Here is a 20,130-nt window from a genome sequence, read left to right as displayed (position 1 = left end):
ACGTCGCTCGCGCGACGTGCTTGGAAGGTCTGGAGACGACGATGGCGATCATGTTCGTCAGGGCGCAGGTGATCGGAAGGGGAGCGGGACGCAGCATCGTCTCGGCCGCCGCCTATCGTCATCGTGCCCGGATGATGGACGAACAGGTCGGCACCTCCTTCAGCTACAGAGGCGGGGCGTCCGAACTGGTGCACGAAGAGCTGGCGCTGCCGGATCAGATCCCGGCCTGGCTGAAAAGTGCGATCGACGGAAAATCTGTCGCCGGTGCCAGTGAGGCTCTGTGGAATGCGGTCGATGTCTTCGAGAAGCGGGCGGACGCGCAGCTCGCTCGCGAGCTGATCATCGCATTGCCGGAAGAGCTGACGCGGGCCGAAAACATCGCACTCGTTCGCGAATTCGTGGCGGACAATTTTACGTCGAAAGGCATGGTCGCCGATTGGGTGTTTCACGACAAGGACGGCAATCCGCATATCCACCTGATGACGGCGCTGCGGCCTCTGACCGAGGAGGGGTTTGGGCCGAAAAAGGTGCCGGTCCTCGGCGAGGATGGCGAACCTTTGCGCGTTGTCACGCCCGACCGTCCGAACGGCAAGATCGTCTACAAGCTCTGGGCCGGCGACAAGGAGACCATGAAGACGTGGAAGATCGCCTGGGCGGATACGGCCAACCGGCATCTGGCGCTCGCCTGCCACGAGATCCGCCTCGATGGTCGTTCCTATGCCGAGCAGGGCCTCGACGGCATCGCGCAAACGCATCTCGGGCCGGAAAAGGCAGCGCTCGCCCGCAAGGGGATCGAGATGTATTTTGCTCCCGGCGATCTTGCGCGTCGGCAGGAGATGGCCGACCGGCTGCTGGCCAATCCGGAGCTTTTGCTGAAGCAGCTCGCCAACGAACGGTCCACCTTCGATGAGAGGGATATCGCCAGGGCGCTGCATCGCTATGTCGACGATCCCGTCGATTTCGCGAATATCCGGGCGCGACTGATGGCGTCCGATGATCTCGTGCTGCTGAAGCCGCAGCAGATCGACGCCGAAACCGGCAAGGCGGCGGAGCCTGCAGTCTTCACCACCCGCGAAATTTTGCGCATCGAGTACGACATGGCGCGGTCGGCGAATGTCTTGTCGAAGCGTCCGGGTTTTGCTGTCTCGGCGGATGCTGTCGCTGCGGCGATCAGGAAGGTCGAGACAGAGGATCCGCAAAAGCCCTTTCGCCTTGGTCCCCAGCAGGTTGATGCGGTCCGTCATGTCACCGGCGACAGTGGCATTGCTGCCGTTGTCGGTTTGGCTGGCGCGGGCAAGTCGACATTGCTTGCCGCAGCCCGCGTTGCCTGGGAAAGCGAAGGCCGCCGGGTGATTGGTGCGGCACTGGCCGGCAAGGCGGCGGAGGGGCTGGAGGATAGTTCCGGTATCAGGTCGCGGACGCTTGCCTCCCTGGAATTGGCATGGGCCAGCGGCCGGGACCTGCTCGAACGCGGGAACGTGTTTGTGATCGACGAAGCCGGAATGATCTCTTCGCAACAGATGGGGCGGTTGCTGAAGGTTGCCGAAGATGCTGGCGCCAAGGTCGTTCTGGTCGGCGACGCCATGCAGTTGCAGCCGATCCAGGCGGGAGCGGCGTTTCGGGCGATCAGTGATCGAATCGGTTTTGCCGAACTTGCCGGTGTGCGTCGTCAGCGGCAGGAATGGGCGCGCGATGCCTCCCGTCTCTTCGCGCGCGGCAATGTCAGGGATGGTCTCGACGCCTATGCGCAGCAGGGTCGCATTACCGAAGCCGAAACACGCGCGGAAATCGTCGAACGCATCGTCGCGGATTGGACCGATGCCAGACGGAACCTCCTTCAGAATACCACCGATAGAGGAGATGCGCCCCGGCTTCGCGGCGACGAACTGCTCGTGCTGGCGCATACCAATGAGGACGTGAAACGTCTCAATGAATCCCTGCGCAAGGTGATGATAGAGGAGGGCGCGCTGACCGGCGCCCGCGCGTTCCAGACGGCGCGCGGAGTTCGCGAGTTTGCCGCCGGCGACCGGATCATCTTCCTGGAAAACGCTCGTTTCCTTGAACCGCGTGCGCGCCATCTCGGTCCGCAATATGTGAAGAACGGCATGCTCGGCACGGTCGTTTCCACCGGTGACAAACGCGGTGGACCATTGCTCTCGATCCGTCTCGACAATGGCCGGGACGTCGTGATCAGCGAGAGCAGCTATCGCAATGTCGATCACGGCTACGCTGCGACGATCCACAAGTCGCAGGGCGCTACCGTCGACCGGACATTCGTTCTCGCCACAGGCATGATGGACCAGCATCTGACCTATGTGTCGATGACGCGCCATCGTGATCAGGCAACTCTCTATGCAGCGCGCGAGGATTTTGAACTGAGGCCGGAATGGGGACGAAAGCCACGTGCCGATCACGCGGCCGGTGTCACCGGCGAATTGGTCGAAACCGGCGAGGCAAAATTCCGGCCGCAGGACGAGGACGCGAAAGAAAGCCCCTATGCCGATGTGAAAACCGACGACGGTGTTGTCCATCGGCTCTGGGGTGTCAGCCTGCCAAAGGCGCTGGAGGAGGGCGGTATTTCGGAGGGTGATACCGTCACGCTACGCAAGGATGGCGTCGAGAGGGTTAAGGTCAAGGTGACCGTCGTCGATGAGCAGACTGGCGAGAAGCGAGCCGAGGAGCGGGAGGTCGAGCGCAATATCTGGACCGCGGAATTGAAGGAAACTGCCGATGCCCGCGAGCAGCGCATCGAACAGGAGAGCCATCGGCCGGAACTGTTCAGTCAGCTTGTCGACCGTCTTGGCCGGTCTGGCGCCAAGACCACGACACTCGATTTCGAAAGTGAGGAGGGTTACCGGGGGCACGCGGAAGATTTTGCACGGCGGCGTGGCATTGATACGCTTGCCGGGATCGCGGCCGGGATAGGAGAGGGCGTTTCGGGGCGGCTGGCGTGGATTGCGGAAAAGCGGGGGCAGGTGGCGAAGCTCTGGGAGAGGGCGAGCGTTGCGCTCGGTTTCGCGATCGAGCGCGAACGGCGTATCGCGTACAATGAAGACCGCACCGAAATCCCGGCACCGGAAATCCCGACAACCGGACAATATCTGATCCCGCCCACAACTAGGTTCGCCCGAGGCGTCGATGAGGATGCGCGACGCGCGCAACTTGCTTCGGAGCGATGGAAGGAGCGGGATGCGATCCTTGGGCCGGTGCTGGAAAAAATCTATCGTGATCCGGATGCTGCGCTTGCCCGTTTGAATGCGTTGGCTTCGGACGCGACCAACGAACCGCGTAAACTTGCAGACGACCTGGCCGCAGCGCCTGACAGGCTTGGGCGCCTCCGGGGCTCCGACCTTATGGTCGACGGCCGTGCCGCTCGTGACGAGCGCAAGACGGCCACCGCCGCGCTGTCGGAATTGGTGCCGATGGCCCGCGCCCATGCGACGGAATTCCGCCGGCAGGCTGAGCGCTTCGGTATCCGCGAGGAGCAACGACGCGCGCATATGTCTCTGTCGATCCCGATGCTGTCGAAGCCGGCAATGGCGCGCCTTGTCGAAATCGAAGAGATCCGCGAACGGGGCGGGGGCGATGCCTACAAGACCGCTTTCGCCTATGCTGTCGAGGACCGCCAATTGGTCCAGGAGGTCAAGGCCGTCACCGACGCCCTGACCGCACGCTTCGGCCGGAGTGCCTTCACCACGAAAGCCGATGCGGTTGCCGAGCGCAACATGGCCGAGCGCATGCCGGAGGATCTCGCACCGGAACGCCGGGAGAAACTCCTCCGCCTGTTCACCGTCGTCAGGCGATTTTCAGAGGAACAGCATTTGGCCGAAAAACAGGACCGTTCGAAGATCGTTGCCGGCGCGAGCGTCGAGGTCGGGCAGGAAGCGATACCCATGCTGCCGATGCTCGCCGCCGTGACCGAGTTCAAGACGCCGGTTGAAGACGAAGCGCGCATCCGGGCTGGCGCGGTCGCGCATTATCGTCACCATCGTGCCGCGCTTGCCGATACCGCGGCGCTCATCTGGCGCGACCCTGCAGGTGCGGTCGCAAAGATCGAGGAGCTTGTCGGAAAAGGCTTTGCCGGCGAGCGGATCGCCGCGGCGGTCAGCAACGATCCTGCCGCCTATGGTGTGCTTCGTGGCTCCGACCGCATGATGGACAGGATGCTCGCCGCCGGTCGCGAACGAAAGGAGGCGGTTCAGGCTGTTCCGGAAGCCGCCAGCCGCGTGCGTTCGCTCGGTGCGTCGTGGGCCATTGCCCTGGATACGGAGACTCGAGCCGTCACCGAGGAGCGCCGGCGCATGGTGGTCGTCGTTCCCGGTCTGTCACAGGCGGCCGAGGATGCGCTCCGGACATTGGTGGCGGATGTCAGAAAGCAAAAGAAGGACAAGGGAGAGAACATCAGGCGGGATGTCGCTGCGCGCTCGCTCGACCCGCGCATCATCAGGGAGTTTGCCGCCGTCAGCCGGGCGCTCGACGAGCGTTTCGGCAGGAACGCCATCCTGCGTGGCGAGAAGGATGTCGTCAATCGCGTCTCACCGGCGCAACGCCGCGCCTTCGAAGCAATGCGCGAGCGTCTGCTGATCCTGCAGCAGGTGGTAAGAACGACAAGTAGTCAGCAGATTATTGCTGAACGCCAGCGGCAGGCCATCGATCGCACGTGTGGCTTCACTCGATAGCGATTTGGAAGGGACGAAAGGATTGGGGGCATCTTGAGCCGGGGACTTTTTTGCGGGCTATCAATCAGCGTTCGTTCGAGAATCGATCGAGCTGGTATGCAAGACTTAGGAGGAGGGCTCTGGAATTGTGACCTTGTTTACCCCCACAGGGATAAGTGGCTGCCTCATTCCTCAAATCTTTCTTCTGAACCCGCAGAGCGATGGGCTTTTATCCTGCTGTGCCATGGGGCCGTTGCTGATGGTCGTCAAAAAACGGAGTGTTTTTCGTATTCAGCCATTCTATTGATTTTACGGAACCAGACGTGAATTTAGTGAGGCTGCCCTCAATCAGTGTGCGAATGCCGTAAAACGTAACGAGATCGCGCGCGGAAACGCGAAAAATAAGACCGTTGTCGGTTATTCGGATGGTCGCATGGCCATCCTCGAACTGCAGAAGCCTGTCGGTTTCATGGGTGATGATCGATAGGCAGAAATTGAGGCTCTGCGAGCAGAATTCTTCGACCACGCTCGGTGGCTGCTCCAAGGCAACGAAGGTTTCGGCAACGTTTTTATACATTTGTGTCCTCTATCTGCTGAACCGTTTTTCAGTACGGACAGGAAACGTTACGGGCTCACGGATCGTGTGTGGCCAACTCAGGCGCAGGAAGGTTTCTTTTATTGGGTACGGGTGTTTGACTTTGACGCGCTTGTTTCCAACCGCTCTCGGACACGCACGCACCTCATCATATCAATGCTTTCAGATGAGCAGACGCATGATAATCACCAACCTGGCGCGGATGGCAGGATGCATCTGCTCCCTGCAGCATGAAATACCCTCAAAGCGGTACCCACATATGATGGTGTTGCGGTGGCGGTTTGAGTACGTAGTACGTGGTCCTGATAGAGATTCTGACGAACGTCCGTGCAAAATCTCTTCTCCAGTGGCGGGCGCAAATAATGACGGTGAGACAAGGGGCGCCAAGACTAAAAATCGTCGGTGTTGTTCCTCTTACATTTTGATTTTTGGCGGAGGAGCCGATGGTCCATTGGTGTCTTTGGGAACGAAGCCAAGCGTGAAACCGAAGAGTTTCCCAATCTTGTGGAGTGTATCGACGGTCGGATTTGCCTTTCCGGTCTCAATCTCGGCGATCTGCCGTTTCGTGACACCGGTGAGTTCGGCAAATTTTTCCTGGGTCAGCCCAAGTGATTTTCTTATATCTAGAACCGCTTCGGGCAGCCTGAGCTCTGCCGTGGCCGCACGTTCTCGAATATGTTGCCGCTGAAGCCGGATTTCTTCGCGTGTAAGCTGCTTCATCCTGGGCATGGCTTATCCGTGGGCTCCTTCCGCGTTCGTTGCGATTGTGGTGAAACGCCACTCGCCTTGTCAGAAGGTTTCGATTGTTAGGCCCTTTTGGTTCCTTATAGGGGTTTCATAACCGCATAGTGCGAATTATAAAACCCCTATAAGGGTCTATTTTGCCTAGTCGCATCCTCGTGTCGGGAATGAAATAACAGGGAGCAACGCGGTTAGCCGACGATGATTTTCTATTTACCCATCGCACCGGCAAAGCCCTCACGTTTTAAGGATATCGAGTTATGCCGTCCATCACGATACGAAATGTCCCGGACGAGGTGTACCGCGCCATCCGCGTTGGGGCCGCCATGCACGGTCGTAGCGCTGAAGCTGAAATACACACTATTCTGGAGCAAGCCGCCAGGCCACAGGGGCGTTTGAAGCTCGGCACGCTGCTGACGTCGATTGCCTGCGATGCCGAAGGATTGACAGGCGCAGAATCGGAATTCTTTAACCAGCTTCGTGATAAAACCCCGGCCGACCCGTTGAGTTTTGAATGATCGTTGTCGATACCAACGCGATTTCCGAACTGTGGAAGGTTGAGTCAGATTCCAGCGTGCTGACCTGGATCGACTCACAAATGGTCGAGACCCTTTATCTGTCCACGATTACCATCGCCGAATTACGATTCGGCCTAACAACGATGCCGGAAGGCAAGCGACGTACTATTTATCAGGATCGTTTGGAACGGGAGGTTCTGCCAGTTTTCACCGGACGAATTCTATCCTTCGACCTTGATGCCTCCCAAGCCTATGCTTAACTGATGGCACGGGTGAAGGAAGCCGGTAGGGCCATAGGCAAGGCAGATGGCTATATCGCCGCCGCGGCCGCCGTGCGCGGCCTGATAGTTGCCACGCGAGACACCAGTCCGTTCGAAGCCGCTGGCCTGAGGGTCATCAATCCCTGGAATGTCGTGTAATGATGCGCACCACTGCAGGCTGGCCATCTCCCGAAAGATTTGTGCGCATTTCAAAGGGAAGAGGCGTTTGACGACCCTTAGTTGCGGTGGTGTTTGCGAACGGCCGCTTTTGCAATCTGGGTGGCGAGCTGTCGCCCGATGTCGATAACGTCATCACGATTGGCTGTCGGGTCCTGACTGCTCCAGGCCAGCCCAAGTCCAATGCGCAGGTCGATCTCCTCGACCTGCTTCAGCCGAAAGTTCCTATTCGGAAGGTTTGCTGCCCATTCGGGAACGAAGCCGACGCCCACGCCTGCTGAAACGAGTGCGATCAGTGAAAGCGTATCATCGCAGGTGTAGGCGATTCGGTCGGAAAGAGCGTGTTCGCGAAACGTATCGAGGAAATACCGCTCGGTGTAAGACAGGTTCGAGCGTGAGAAGGAAATGATCTTCTGGCGGCGCAAGTCGTCCAGCGTAATATTTGATGCCTCAGAAAGAGGGTTGTCTTTTGATACGGCCAGTAGATATCGCTCCTCGGTAATGGCTTGCCATCTTAACGCGCCGTTGTTCTCCAATGGCCGAACAAAGCCGACATTGACCTGACCACGCTCGATGTCGCGCACAATGGATTCCGTTGTGCCATTGCGTATATGAATGCGAATATCCGGGTAGCGTCGACCGATCCTTGCGAGGAAATCAGGCAACAGGCCGAAGGTCGCTGGGTGGATGGTGCCGATTGTGATCTTGGTGGCTGCCTTGCCCGCAATCGCCTGGACGACCGCGCAGCTTTCATCGACATCGCGAAGAAGCCGGACACAGCGCTCGTAAAAAACAGAGCCTGCGGGTGTCAACTGAACACGGCGTGTGGAGCGTATGAGAAGCGGAACACCCAGCTCCTTTTCGATGGCCTGGACCTGAGCCGTGACCGCTGGCTGGGCGAGGTTGAGCCGGATGGAAGCGCGCCCGAAATGCAGTTCCTCTGCCACGGCCACGAACGTGCTCATTTGGCGCAAATCCATTACCGTTCCTTCTGCCGGAGAGGTCTCTCGATGCCATCATGCCTCTCATCTGCCGAAGAATAGTGCCTTAGGTCACTTCGGTCCAGATGCAGTATTGATAAATAAACGCGATTAATGATTGCCACGATAGCTCAAGGTCGGCATACTATCGGATTGAAAAGGCATCAAATTCGTGACCGCAACTGTGAGAATGTGGAGTAGCCACGGTGAATGTGTCACGGCTAGAGTGTTCTTTCAGAAGAATCGATGGTGAAGGCGATGAAATCGGATATCGGACATCTTCCGCAGGCAAAGCAGCGCGAACTGGAAAAGGTCGTACGGATCATCCATGAAGAGTTCGCCGGCATTGTCGAGCGCTCGAAGTCCGAGGCCAAGAAGGATGGGCGGATTTATAAAATCATCCTGTTCGGTTCTTATGCCCGCGGTACATGGGTGGATGAGCCGCATACGTCGAAAGGGTACCGTTCGGATTTCGATATCCTTGTCATTGTCAGCAACAAGGAACTGGCCGACCCAAAATACTGGGACAAGGCAACCGATCGGCTGATGTGGGACAAGGAGATCGAGACACCCGTCGGTCTCATCGTGCATGGCGCCCGCGAGATCAGCAATTTTTTGCGTGACGGCCAGTACTTCTTCGTCGATCTCGCTCGTGAAGGTGTCGTCCTCTACGAATTCGATGACCGGCCGCTGGCTGAACCGAAACCACTCAGCCCTGCCGATGCGCTGAGGGTGGCGGAGGAGCATTTTGAAAAGCAGTTTAGGAATGCGGTCGATTTTCTTAAAGGTTCAAAATTTTTCGTTCGGGAAGAAAATCTCAATCTCGCGACTTTCAATCTCCATCAGTCGGTGGAGACGGCCTACTCCTGCTATCTCCTGACGCTGACCAATTACTCTCCAGCCTCGCACAACCTCAAATTCCTGCGCGGACTTTCGGAGGATCGTGATCGCAGGCTCGTCGACATCTGGCCACGCGACCAGCAGCGGTTTACCGCATGGTACAACATTCTCAATGAAGCGTATGTCAAGGCGCGATATTCGAAGCACTTCGAGATCAACGAGGAAGCACTTGCATGGCTCCAGGAGCGGACGGCAGAGCTTCATGTTCTGATCGAGGCGCTATGCAGGGAGCATATCGGGAAACTGCAGCAGGCGGTGAAGAACGGCAATTGAGGCCAGGCTGCTTCGCGCCGCCATATCTGACGTTGGGCGCGATTGCCGACCTTATATTCTATAGACTGACAAATCCAACGGATCACTTTGGTGGAGAAGGCTGATGATCGAAATTCCAATCCGTTGTGTTGCTGTATCGGTCGTCGTCATCCGCAAAAGAACTGTTCGACATGAGGTGCTGCTTTTACGCAGAAATCACACGTTGATTGGTGAGTGGTGCCAGGTAGTCGGCGGCATCGAGGACGGCGAAAAGGCTTGGGAAACTGCGTTACGAGAGGTCAGTGAAGAGACGGGCCTCATCTGCGACTTTCTCTATTCCGCAGATATATCGGAACAATTTTATGAGGTTGATCGCAATGTCATCAGTATGCTGCCCGTCTTCGTCGGTATTGTGGATGCCGAGCGGCCAGTTTTTCTCAATGACGAACACAGTGAATTTCAGTGGGTATCATTCGCGGAGGCGACAGAAATGGTGCCGTTCGCAGGGCAGCGACATGTCTTAAAACATGTAGAGGCAGAATTCGTGAATCGGGAGCCTATTCGGCATCTTCTCATCCATGAGGCATCGCGGAAAATTTAAATTTCTGCGACGCTCAAGGTCCGCTTAGAGCCCAGAGGTGTTTGCCGCTCTGCCGTCATTTTGGTTGTTCAGTCATCACTAAAATTTCCCGAAAGCTGCCGCTTGCCTGCATCGGCCGGATTTCTCTCTGGGGGTGGGAAGGGGGCTATCGGGTTTCGGTGGGCAGGCTGGTTAGCAGCGCGATTTATTGACATTCCAAGCTTTGGAACAGATGGTGATGCCATGTATAAAAAGCGTCTTTACAGAGGATTACCGGCACTGCCTTCGGGTGGTGTCATTGTGTTGAGCAGTAGTTAACTGATTCATCAAGACCCCGCCGATATGCGGGGTGCTCTTGCCGGCTCCTCGCATAAAACCCCCGAGGATGAATTCAATGGCATTTGATAAAACAGTCTCATTCAAATCCGACGCGCAGACGATCATTGGAACTGTTCGCGACGCGAATTCCCACGAAAACCCTGTTTTTCTGCTCCTTCATGGCTTTGCCGGCACCCGGAATGAACTTGTTATACCGTCGGTTGGGATTGGTATTTTCGAACATGTCGCGGCGAGGTTGGCTGATCTTCGATAGTCTTCTCTGCGAATAGATTTTCGTGGCTGGGGCGACAGTGGCGGCTCGGTCGAAGAAACAAGTTACTCGACGCAGGTTGATGACTGTCTAGCCGCCATGGAGTTCATCGCCGCTCAGCCGAATCTGGGGAATGGCAAAGTCATCTTACTGGGTTGGAGCCAAGGTGGACTAGTGGCTGCAGTAGCAGCGGGGAAAACTAATCGGCCGTTCGGGGTGGCGCTTTGGGCCGCTGTAGGAGAACCGAGTGTATCTTTTCCCCGATTGATTGGCCAGGACGCCTATCTGCAAGGTTTGAGCAGCGAGAGAGCAACAAAGCTTACATTGCCTTGGGGGGCGTCCGTCACACTAGGTCATCAGTTCTTCCTAGACGTTTCAACTTTTGATCCTCTGGGTGGTCTATCTCAATTCGCAGGGCCCGCGTTTATTGCGGAGGGCACGCTTGACGATACAATACCCGTGGGAACAGCCGCGAAGTTCGCTGCGGCTCATCCCGGCGAGAACGTTATCTGGGAGTATCCCATGGGTCATGCGTTCAACACGGCTTCTGGGGTTGAGACCTTGGATAGACTTGTTGACGCTGATCTGAACCCTTCAAACTGGACCGTTTTTGGTTAGAGTTTTCCGGTGCATTTTCCTGGCTGGGAAAGGAACGGAAGACGATGAAAGCATCACAGTTTTCGGACGCACAGAAGGCGTTCATTCTGAAGCAGGGTGATGAAGGAGTGTCGGTTGCGGAGATCTGCCGGAAGGCGGGGATCAGCCAGGCGACCTATTTCAACTGGAAGAAAAAATACGCGGGCATGCTGCCGCCGGAGATGAAGAAGCTGAAGCAGCTCGAGGACGAGAATGCGCGGTTGAAGAAGATCGTCGCGGACCTGACGCTGGACCGTGAGATGTTGCAGGATGTCATTCGGCGAAAGCTCTAAGGCCTGCTCGGAAACGCGAGATGGTGAAAGGCATGTGCCGGGATTGGATGATCTCGATCCGGCGTGCCTGCAAGGTCCTGAGGTTCGACACGTCGACCTACCATTACAAATCCCGCCGCACCGGACAGGCCCCACTCGAACGACGCATCAAGGAGATTTGCGAGACGCGAGTGCGGTATGGCTATCGGCGTGTCCATGTCCACCTGCTGCGCGATGGATGGAAGATCAACATGAAGAAGACACGCAGGATTTACAGCGAGTTAGGTCTTCAGCTGCGCAACAAGCATCCCAAGCGCCGGGTGAAGGCCAAGCTTCGGGACGATCGCCAGGAAGCTGTCGGTCCGAACGATGTCTGGGCGATGGACTTCGTTCACGACCAGCTCGCGACTGGCAAGAAGCTGCGTATCCTAACCGTGGTCGATACGCACTCGCGTTACTGCCCAGCCGCCGACGCCCGCTTCACCTATCGAGGCGAAGACGTGGTCCAGACCTTGGAAGGCATCTGCAGGAAGACCGGCTATTCGAAGACGATAAGGGTGGATAACGGCAGTGAGTTCATCTCTCGTGATCTCGACCTGTGGGCCTATGCCAACAACGTCACGCTGGACTTCTCACGGCCTGGCAAACCGACCGACAACGGCTTCATCGAGGCGTTCAACAGCAAGCTCAGAGCGGAATGCCTGAACGCTCATTGGTTCCTGACCCTTGCGGATTCGCGCGAAAAGTTGGAGACTTGGCGTCGATACTATAACGAGGAACGTCCTCACTCGGCGATCGGATATAACGTCCCGATTGACCTGCATAATCCCGGTGGCACAACCAGCCAGCCATCGTGATCAAAGCCGGAAAACTCTAACTCCCGGCGATCCAAAGTTTGGTCCCAGAGCAAGAAAACCCAAGACTCTCCAAAATCCCGGAGGAAACTTGGGGCTCACGTCACTAGCTCCTCACGCCAACAGAACAACTGGCTGACATGGATACCAGCCGTGCGGGCAATCTCGGAGATCACCGCATCAGGCTCAAGGCAGGCGGCGACGCTCCACAGATGTGATGACTTCGATCGGATGCTTCGTCATAGGACTATCCCCAGTGTTACCACTAGGACTTCCGACGTTCAGCGCCACCTCACAAGACGGCTTTCACCGTGGGCTTACGCTACAAGGCCTGAACGGCCTCAGCTTGTCGCTTCGGTTAAACCGTTTGCGCGGCAAGTTTGCTGCAAGAACTACCAAAGGTATCCTATCGACCTGCTTTTAAGCCGATTTCATCAGCGCCCCCAGCGCCACCCTTCGTCCGAAATGACCTGAGGCGCAGGCCGCTCAACAATCACGCCATCCGCCACCAAGCGTCCTCACAGCTTAGCTAACCCGTGCCCTGAGGTGAATTATAACTTTCGTGGCCTTCCCCGTCGGGATTCGGCAACCTTTAAAGCGGTCTGCCTTCTGTTGTTATAGGGCAAAGTCAAACGCTCGTAGATAATTTGAGCAGGTTGCCGCACCTCGGGATTTGCATCAAGTAAATGATTTTCACCTTTAACGAAAGCCACGAGAGCCACATAGATCGGCGCCGTTCGATCCGCGAACCCGAATTCTCGGAACCAATCGATCAAACGTTCGCCATACCCTCTCTCCTTGGCCAATTGAAGGAAGCGCTCGGTGTCATCAGTGAAGTCCATTTTTTCGGTCTGGAGTTCGCCATTAAGAGCTATGCCGAGATGTTGTGTTGCGCTACCAAAGTTATCCTGCGCGAGCTCTAGCCCCGCATCCACCAAAGCTTTTCCCAAGAAGGGCAAATCTTCCACTTCCTGCCGAATAGACAAGGCTTCCAACGTCCGACCAGTTAAAAGATAAAGCCAGATTAGATTACTGCTCGCGGCGGAATGGTTACGCTCAGCAGCCAGTTTATAAAGTGACTCGGCACGACCAACATCTGACCTCATGTCGAGTAGTGCGTTGGCTAGACGGACACGCACTTGGTCAACGACGTCGCCCTCCGGAAAGTCTTCCTTCTCTGCTAGTTTTAGGCCCTGTTCATAAGCGGCTATCCTGCCGGTAGTGTCGTTTGCTTGACCAAGGGAAAGGCCTTTGAACAGAAGCGCCCTTATGGCTGCGTGTCGCAACTCCGCGTGCTGCTCATTTAAATACCGGTCGATGACGTCGTCATAAATTGCAACTTCGGCCGCGTAATCACCCATCTGCCCAAGCGTAATGCCTTTGTTGAAAAGCGCTCGGGCCACTTGTTCGCGCAATTCCAGTTCACTATCGTTGCCGTAGTGGCTAATTATCTGATTATAAGTTGCGATCTCCGCTGGAGAGTCGCCAACCTGCCCCAACGTGACGGCCTTGTTGAACATTGCTCTAGCGACATGTAAACGGAAATCTAGTTCGTTCTCATCAGCGTAACTGCTGACGATATCGTCGTAAATGGCGATTTCGTCGAAGAAGTTGCCCATCTGCCCAAGAGCAATTGCTTTATAGATCAAGGTGGCGACGATCTTCTCATGCCATGGTGCCAGCCGGTCTCCTGAATAACGGTTGATTATCTCGTCGTAAATGGTCACCTCCTCGGCAAATTCTCCCAGTTGCCCAAGTGCATTGCCCTTGTTGAGCAGCGCCGTGACGACTTGATCCCGAAAAGTCACCTGTTCTTCCCGGGAATATCGATTGATGACACCGTCAAATATCCCGATCGCGCCTGAATGGTCACCCATTTGGCCTAGCGTAATCCCTTTGTATATCAATGCGTTTGCAACTTGCTCCCGCAATGCAACATTTCCATCACTGGAATATCGGCTGATAACATCATCATAGATGGCAATCTCCATGTCAGGTTTTCCCATCTTTCCAAGGGTAATACCCTTGTAAATCAGGGCTCGGGCCGCATGTTCACGGAATTCTGGCTCTTTATTGTTTCCGTAGCTGCTCGCTACATCATCATAGATGGCAATTTCTGACAGGTCGTCGCCCATTTTACCAACGGCGACGCCCTTGTGAATCATTGCCCGCACGGCGTACTCAGACACGGCGGTTTCTTCGTCATCGCCATAACGTCTTTTGATATCATCATAGATGGACGTCGCTTCCGTCAGCTTCCCCATTTGATCAAGAGCGATACCCTTGTGCAGGAGCGCTCTGGCAACCTCTTCGCGCAACTCGGCCTCGCCATCGCCGGAGTATCGATCAACTATTTCTTCATATATGGCGATCTCCGCCGCCGAATTATTCATTTGGCCGAGGGCGATACCCTTATTGAACAGTGCCCGAGCAGTCTGCTCCTTCAATTCGGCCCGCCCGTCATTTGCATGACGATCGATGATGTCATCATAAATGGCAATCGCCGCCGCCGGATCGCCCATCTGTGCAACGGCAATGCCTTTGTTGATCGAGGCTCTCACGAATTGCTCTAGAAATGCCGGCTCCGTGTCGTTGGCATAGCGATCGATGACGTCATCATAAATAGCGATCTCTGTCGCGTGCTCATTCATTTGACCGAGAGCAACACCTTTGTTGAGCAAGGCTTTGGCGACCTGCTCACGCAAGGCCGGCTGCGGATCGTCAGTGAAGCGGTTGATGAGATCGTCATAGAGAACGATTGCCGCCTTTGGATCTCCCATTTTGCTAAGGACAACACCTTTGTTAAATATGGCTCTGGCGACATTTTCGCGAAGTACCGCTTGATCATCATTCGCATAGCGCTTGATGAGATCGTCATAGATAGCAATCGCTGCTGCAGGATTACCCAACTTGTCGGAAACAAAACCTTTGTTGATCAAAGCTCCGGCAACTCGCTCGCGCATATTTGGTTGTTCATCATCCGAATAGCGGTTGATGAGATCGTCATAGACTATAATCGCCTCAGCGCTACTGCCCATTTGACCAAGAGCAACAGCCTTATTGAACAACGTCAACGCAACCTGTTCGCGCAGACTTGGATACCCGTCATGCATATAGCGATTGAGGATATCGTCATAAATGACAATGGACACCTCAAGGTCACCTGTCTGACCAAGTGCTACGCCTTTGTTCAACATTGCTCCTGCAACCTGTTCCCGTAGCATCGCATGTTCATCATTGGCATAGTGCGTGACGACATCGTCATAGGAAGCAACCTCTGCTACATGATTGCCCATTTTGCCCAGAGCCATGCCCTTATAGATCATTGCTTTCGCGGCCTGCCCTCGCAGAGCAGGTTGATCATCAGTCCCATAGCGGCTGAAGACATCATCGAAGACGGCAACAGCGGCGACCATGTTGCCCATTCTATCAAGGTCAATACCTTTGAGAATCATGGCTTTGGCAGCCTTTTCACGCAGGGCCGGTCGTTCATCATCCCCATAGATGGTGATGATATCATCATAGACGGCTATCGCTGCTGCGGTGTTACCCCCCCGTCGGAGGGATAAGGCTTCATTGAGCAAAGACACTACTTCACCCAAGATTGCTTCACCTACAGATTCACCCATGTTTTTCGCTACGGCTTGGGCTCCGCTCACGCTTAAGGTCACTGGTGAGTTTGCCAGCCGATCAGAAGAATTTTCTGTCACGGACTGACGCGTGACTGCTTCCTTCATTGCAAATGCAAAATCGGCGGACCAATTCTTTGCCGCGCCTAACGAAGCCGCTCGGTCTGCAATTTTGCTTAATTCGCTTGATGAATAAAAGCTCGTCAAAAATCCCACTAGCCAGCGCATTTTTTGCTTCGTGCGCCTAGTGCCGTGACGCATCAGATACCAGATGTTGAGGAAACGTTCGGCGATCTGATGGCCGCCATAGGAACCAGACATCTGTCTTTGCTCGATTAAGCCATCCTTGCGAAACTTTATGAGAAGTGGAGACAGAGTTGTTGAAGCGATGTTTGTGATCTGGGAAAGATCACGGGTTGTTACGGGGTCCCAGTGCAACGCGATTGCATCAATTACGGCGCGCTGTTGCGGGGTCTGATATTCCTCTACCCTCGCTTTGTAGTAAGGTGTCACTTGATCAAGGAGAGCATTCAGATCGGCCATAGCCTCCTCAGTCTCGGCGATCTCCAAAAGTCGGTAAATGAGCGTAAGAATACGCGGATTGCCGCCGGTCAAGTTGTGCAGTGTTTTCAATCTTTCCGGTTGGGCGTTGAGCACTTCCAAGACATGAATACCATGTTCGCGACGGCGTCCTGCAAGGGCACGCATGCAGCTCTCTGTTTCACGCTCGTTCAGCGGCTCGAGATAGTGAGGTTGAAAGAACTCATAAAATGCGGCTTCACGTTCTGCACTTTCCTGAAGGGAATGAGTTGCCGCGCCGATCATTATGGGACCGTTCCGCGCTTGCAAATGTCGACGCAACGTCCATTTATCATTGGAAGGGAGAGCATTCAATATAAGGTCAAGATTGTCTACGAGTAATACTGCGCGTCGACCAAGCCGCGCTATTTCTTCTTTGAACTGCTCGCCTGAACCGCGGGAGTCGCGCCAGATGTCGGTGGTTAAGGCGTTGTCTATACGATTGGCGAGATCATCCTCTCCTGCTAGCTCCGCCCACTCCGCTAACGCTTCACCACAATTCCGCCAGAAATCACCAAGTGTGAGTACATTGTACTGCTCTTCTCTAAACCGCAGAGGTATATAGAGGGCTGAGAGGTCGGAAGATTGATTTATACAGATGGCAACTCGCCGCAAGAGTGTCGTTTTTCCCATCCCCCTCGACCCGACAAGAATGTGATGGTGTCCGATACCCTCGGGATCAGTTGCACGCAGTCGACGAATGAGAGCGTCAAATACATCTTGTCGCGCAATGAAATTGGAAACAAATTCATTGTCGCTCAAATTAGATTGATTGTAGATAGCAGGACTGGGCGGTTTGATCATCAGGCTTCGTACTCCAGCCAATATTTGCGGATTAGACCTGAGCGGAACGCGTACTTGTCGCCCAACTTCGTGATTAGGCCATCGTTGTAGAGCATAGCTAGGATGTCCATCACTTGGCGTTTTGTTGACGTTTTGTACAACCCGGTAGCATGGGCTATCAGTGTCACCTGTGTTTCCCCCTGCGGTGTGTTTGACAAGAGGCCGAGGAGGCTTTTCGCGATCGTCCGATCCTCCAAGGGAAGATTTTTGTCGACGTGCTCGCGCCAAACAGCAAATTCTGAGCGCCTGTTAGGTTGCAGAAGCTTCTGGAATGCTGCCTCAAAATCGCCTCTTGTCGCTTTTGGCAGGTCGTTGTCTCGCCCAGCAATCGACGGCCTGACTTCATTCGCTACCATCTTGAGATAGTATGGTGCCAGCCACCCTAGTTCCACAAACATTCCATCAAAATCCTCGTCGCTGGCCCTGAAAAGATGGTTGAACTGTTGCTGCACCCTTTCATCGCGCATGAATGACCGCGCTTCATCGGGCGTAAATGGTTCGATGATGTAGGTCTCAAAATCAACGAACGCACCCTCAAGGCCGTAGCGCCTTGCAATGGTGTCAAGTCCGATCGAGCCGGTGATAATCCACCGGACATTTTTATGGCGTTGTTGCAGGGCCCGTAACTTATAGGCAAATGCATTTGCCTCCTGCGGATCGTTCTCGGCCAAAGCAAGGAAGAAATAAGCAACCTCATCGATAAGAATCACAGTATTTTCCCGAGTTTCGTCCAGCGATCCGATCAGCACGCTTGCAAACTCGATCGGATCCATTTGGCCCAGCGCCGCCAGCGGCTTGTCGCCCCAATTTCCCTTGAGTATATTATTTAGTCGTTGAACGGCATGCGTAGTAATGCGCTCCTTAGCGGAGTGCTGGCCCTCGATGCGCACACAAAGCTCCCGGGCAAATTCGCTTGGTGTGCGAATGCCCTCAACGTCAACTTCAACCGCATGCCATCCCAACTCTCGCATGTCGCTAGCAAGTCGGTTAATGAGCCAAGTCTTTCCGATGCGACGAGGCGCAGGCATATGGACCGAAATACCGGCCTCCAACTTTCGCCTCAACTGAGCGCGTTCAATCTCACGATTATGCATAGGGGAATCCCTTAAATTTATTTATTTATGAATTTATTTGGATTGAGATAAATGTCAATGGCGAAACTGGAGCGAAAGTTACCGACTCTCTCTCTCTTTTCTACCGACTCGGCAGTACTGAAGCTGCAGCGGTTACTTTAGGGGATCGAACCCGCTCAATTAGCTTGCCGTAGACATGAACTTGAGACGATTTGGCGTCGTTCGTCCGGTTTTGTTGTCGGAGAGACGCTCAATCCTACGTAGCGGAGCATGTGAAGCCGACCTACATGCGACTTACGATATCGCTTCATTATTCCACTTCACCAACAGCCATTTACCTATGGATGCAGAGCTTCCTTTGTTTCAGGTCATCGTAGCGTCGTCTTTAGATCTGCGTTGGCTCAGATCAGTTTCAGCCTTGTGGCTAATGCAGTTGTCTGCGGGAGGGTGACGGTCTTAAGTTTCCGTCGAATGTTCTTCATATGAAAATTGACAGTATGGTGTGTCATGTTCTCAAGCAGCGCTATCTCCTGGGTCGTTTTTCCTTCGGCGGCCCATTTGAGAACCATGGACTGTCGTGCCGTCAATTCGATAGCCGGTGACCTGATCGACGCCGCCTCGGTTGCCTCCACGCACCTGTGGAGTAACGCCACAGCGTTTGCACTCAAGACGGGCTGCAGTTGGTATTTGGGGGGCAACGTTACATCACCGGTGAACAGTGAGAGGGTGAACAAATCGCTGAATGGTGCCGTCACGGGCATGCATATGCCTGCCCTTATGCCCGCCTCGTCGGCACTGGAATAAAATGCCTGAAGCTGTCCGCGTACGCCTTTTCCCTCATTCTCAATATCAACGAAAAATGGTGCCATTATTTCTCGGGCTCGAATGAGGATTGGGTCGATTCCGTCAAAATGCTCCTGCGCATATTTGTCCAGCCACACCTCCGGGGCATTGGAAAAGATGGCGTTTCCCAATCCGGGGTGACGGACGGTCACCACGTGATAATAGTCAAACCCAAGCTCACGGGTGAGATGATCCAGCAGTTCGGCCGTCGCTTGGCTGGTTTTCATCATGGACGTCGTATCGATCAATTTGCGCAGCCAGATTTTCATCTCAGGTCTTTTCGCCCCGCCGTTGAGCGGCACGTCTGGCTACGAGCTGCATTGCAGGTCCAGAAGTTCTTCGTTCTTCTGAGAGGCTTGATAGGATCCGAGCTTCGAGGCGTTTGCCAGTCAGTCGCTTCCGTCCGGTCGGGCAAAATGCGGCTGTACAGAGGTTGCGCGACGCGAAGGACTGTTCGCATTTGTTGAAGCGTTTCGGCTGAAACGGTGAATACGCCGCAACACACCGGGAGCCGGCCGTAACCATCGGCACGGCCAATCTCCTTCACTCTCAATCCCGCTCGCCGGTATACCCTCTCCATTGGCGGCTCGTAATTCGACACGAGTGTTTTGATGCCGTGCGCGAAGGAGCATTCGAACAGGGCCAGCAAAAGGAGCCCAAACGCTCTAGATGGGCTGAGCGCCGGTTGAGACGCTCTGAGGAGGTCGATATCAAGGCACATTCGTGTGCCTTCCCATGCGATTAGGGACACCAGATCCTTTCCTGCCAACGTTCGACTGAACACATCATGCAGCAATGTCGGCCCTGTCGTCGGCATGAGCCGCACCGCGCCATAGAGATGATGCCCGTCCTCGTCACACCAGACCAGGTAGACAGCGCCCAGCCCGTCATAAGCGTCCCGTTCAAGGCCGTGACGCACATCGACCCGCCAGCCAAGACAATCGTGAAACACTCGTTTCCGCAGCCGGAACGACTGCTCCAGCAGGCCTGCATATAGGTCATATTGATAGGGTTGGATAAGAAGGAACACGAGCCGACCTCCGATCATCTGTCGGAACAGGATGCACGTAAATCCCGCGTTGCCCATTGCTACAGATGGGCACAATCAATTGAGGTATTGTGCCGAAAGTTGAAGGTCTATGGTTGTTGTG

General features: G+C 55.0%; 15 protein-coding genes and 1 pseudogene. 8 read left to right on the top strand and 8 right to left on the bottom strand.

All coding sequences use genetic code 11. The annotated features are described in order from the left end of the window. Nucleotides 1-41 precede the first annotated feature (41 nt). Nucleotides 42-4,679 carry a Ti-type conjugative transfer relaxase TraA gene (traA, locus tag AGR7B_RS24085; RefSeq protein ID WP_080858287.1) on the top strand — a complete coding sequence of 1,546 codons (4,638 nt, stop codon included), beginning with the start codon at nucleotides 42-44 and terminating at the stop codon, nucleotides 4,677-4,679. A 208-nt stretch (nucleotides 4,680-4,887) separates the two neighbouring features. Here traA and rctB read toward each other — a convergent pair whose 3' ends face one another. Then, on the bottom strand, nucleotides 4,888-5,235 hold the full coding sequence (gene rctB, locus AGR7B_RS24080; RefSeq protein ID WP_080858286.1) for an SMa0974 family conjugal transfer regulator: 348 nt from the start codon (nucleotides 5,233-5,235) through the stop codon (nucleotides 4,888-4,890). Nucleotides 5,236-5,667: 432 nt separating this feature from the next. Further along, nucleotides 5,668-5,982 carry a helix-turn-helix domain-containing protein gene (locus AGR7B_RS24075; protein ID WP_080858285.1) on the bottom strand — a complete coding sequence of 105 codons (315 nt, stop codon included), beginning with the start codon at nucleotides 5,980-5,982 and terminating at the stop codon, nucleotides 5,668-5,670. 272 nt (nucleotides 5,983-6,254) lie between these two features. Here AGR7B_RS24075 and AGR7B_RS24070 point away from each other — a divergent pair, with 272 nt between their 5' ends. Beyond that, nucleotides 6,255-6,512, top strand: coding sequence for a FitA-like ribbon-helix-helix domain-containing protein (locus AGR7B_RS24070; protein WP_080858284.1), 258 nt, complete (start codon nucleotides 6,255-6,257; stop codon nucleotides 6,510-6,512). Beyond that, nucleotides 6,509-6,931: pseudogene (locus AGR7B_RS24065) on the top strand (PIN domain-containing protein). Before AGR7B_RS24070 ends, AGR7B_RS24065 begins: the two are co-directional and overlap by 4 nt. A 77-nt stretch (nucleotides 6,932-7,008) precedes the next feature. Here the strand turns inward: AGR7B_RS24065 and AGR7B_RS24060 are convergent. After that, entirely contained in the window at nucleotides 7,009-7,929 is a 921-nt protein-coding gene (locus AGR7B_RS24060) for a LysR family transcriptional regulator (RefSeq protein ID WP_080858283.1), read from the bottom strand. Between the two features lie 258 nt (nucleotides 7,930-8,187). Between AGR7B_RS24060 and AGR7B_RS24055 the strand changes: the two genes are divergently transcribed. The 5 genes from AGR7B_RS24055 to AGR7B_RS24040 all read left to right on the top strand — a co-directional run bounded on the left by AGR7B_RS24055 (nucleotide 8,188) and on the right by AGR7B_RS24040 (nucleotide 12,015). Beyond that, entirely contained in the window at nucleotides 8,188-9,102 is a 915-nt protein-coding gene (locus tag AGR7B_RS24055) for a nucleotidyltransferase and HEPN domain-containing protein (protein ID WP_080858474.1), read from the top strand. A 103-nt stretch (nucleotides 9,103-9,205) separates the two neighbouring features. Continuing rightward, nucleotides 9,206-9,682 carry an NUDIX hydrolase gene (locus AGR7B_RS24050; protein ID WP_080858282.1) on the top strand — a complete coding sequence of 159 codons (477 nt, stop codon included), beginning with the start codon at nucleotides 9,206-9,208 and terminating at the stop codon, nucleotides 9,680-9,682. 373 nt (nucleotides 9,683-10,055) lie between these two features. Further along, nucleotides 10,056-10,253: a hypothetical protein gene (locus AGR7B_RS26340; RefSeq protein ID WP_245317759.1), complete on the top strand. Its 198-nt coding sequence runs from the start codon at nucleotides 10,056-10,058 to the stop codon at nucleotides 10,251-10,253. 6 nt (nucleotides 10,254-10,259) lie between these two features. Further along, complete coding sequence (locus tag AGR7B_RS24045) at nucleotides 10,260-10,868, top strand: alpha/beta hydrolase family protein (protein WP_342587599.1); 609 nt, start codon at nucleotides 10,260-10,262, stop codon at nucleotides 10,866-10,868. 44 nt (nucleotides 10,869-10,912) lie between these two features. Then, a protein-coding gene (locus AGR7B_RS24040) for an IS3 family transposase (RefSeq protein WP_121490460.1) occupies nucleotides 10,913-12,015 on the top strand; the annotation gives its coding sequence in 2 pieces (ribosomal slippage) (nucleotides 10,913-11,174 and nucleotides 11,174-12,015; 1,104 coding nt in all). A gap of 95 nt (nucleotides 12,016-12,110) precedes the next feature. Here AGR7B_RS24040 and AGR7B_RS26565 read toward each other — a convergent pair. The 5 genes from AGR7B_RS26565 to AGR7B_RS24015 all read right to left on the bottom strand — a co-directional run bounded on the left by AGR7B_RS26565 (nucleotide 12,111) and on the right by AGR7B_RS24015 (nucleotide 20,009). Then, the gene (locus AGR7B_RS26565) at nucleotides 12,111-12,224 is read right to left on the bottom strand and encodes a transposase (protein ID WP_425352638.1); all 114 of its coding nucleotides are present in this window, start codon (nucleotides 12,222-12,224) and stop codon (nucleotides 12,111-12,113) included. 339 nt (nucleotides 12,225-12,563) lie between these two features. Continuing rightward, nucleotides 12,564-17,024 (bottom strand): tetratricopeptide repeat protein, encoded by a 4,461-nt coding sequence (locus tag AGR7B_RS24035; protein ID WP_121490459.1) that lies wholly within the window; start codon nucleotides 17,022-17,024, stop codon nucleotides 12,564-12,566. Next, nucleotides 17,024-18,157 (bottom strand): ATP-binding protein, encoded by a 1,134-nt coding sequence (locus tag AGR7B_RS24025; RefSeq protein ID WP_162934260.1) that lies wholly within the window; start codon nucleotides 18,155-18,157, stop codon nucleotides 17,024-17,026. Before AGR7B_RS24025 ends, AGR7B_RS24035 begins: the two co-directional genes overlap by 1 nt. 380 nt (nucleotides 18,158-18,537) lie before the next feature. Next, a complete protein-coding gene (locus tag AGR7B_RS24020) occupies nucleotides 18,538-19,248 on the bottom strand; it encodes an autoinducer binding domain-containing protein (RefSeq protein WP_080858278.1) in 711 nt (236 codons plus the stop codon). Further along, the gene (locus AGR7B_RS24015; RefSeq protein ID WP_080858473.1) at nucleotides 19,245-20,009 is read right to left on the bottom strand and encodes an acyl-homoserine-lactone synthase; all 765 of its coding nucleotides are present in this window, start codon (nucleotides 20,007-20,009) and stop codon (nucleotides 19,245-19,247) included. Before AGR7B_RS24015 ends, AGR7B_RS24020 begins: the two co-directional genes overlap by 4 nt. Between the last annotated feature and the right edge of the window lie 121 nt (nucleotides 20,010-20,130).

Source organism: Agrobacterium deltaense RV3 (assembly GCF_900013505.1).
In the GTDB taxonomy this organism is placed as follows: Bacteria; Pseudomonadota; Alphaproteobacteria; order Rhizobiales; family Rhizobiaceae; genus Agrobacterium; species Agrobacterium leguminum.
Note: the sequence above shows the minus strand (reverse complement) of the source record. Positions and strands in the feature narration are given on the sequence as shown.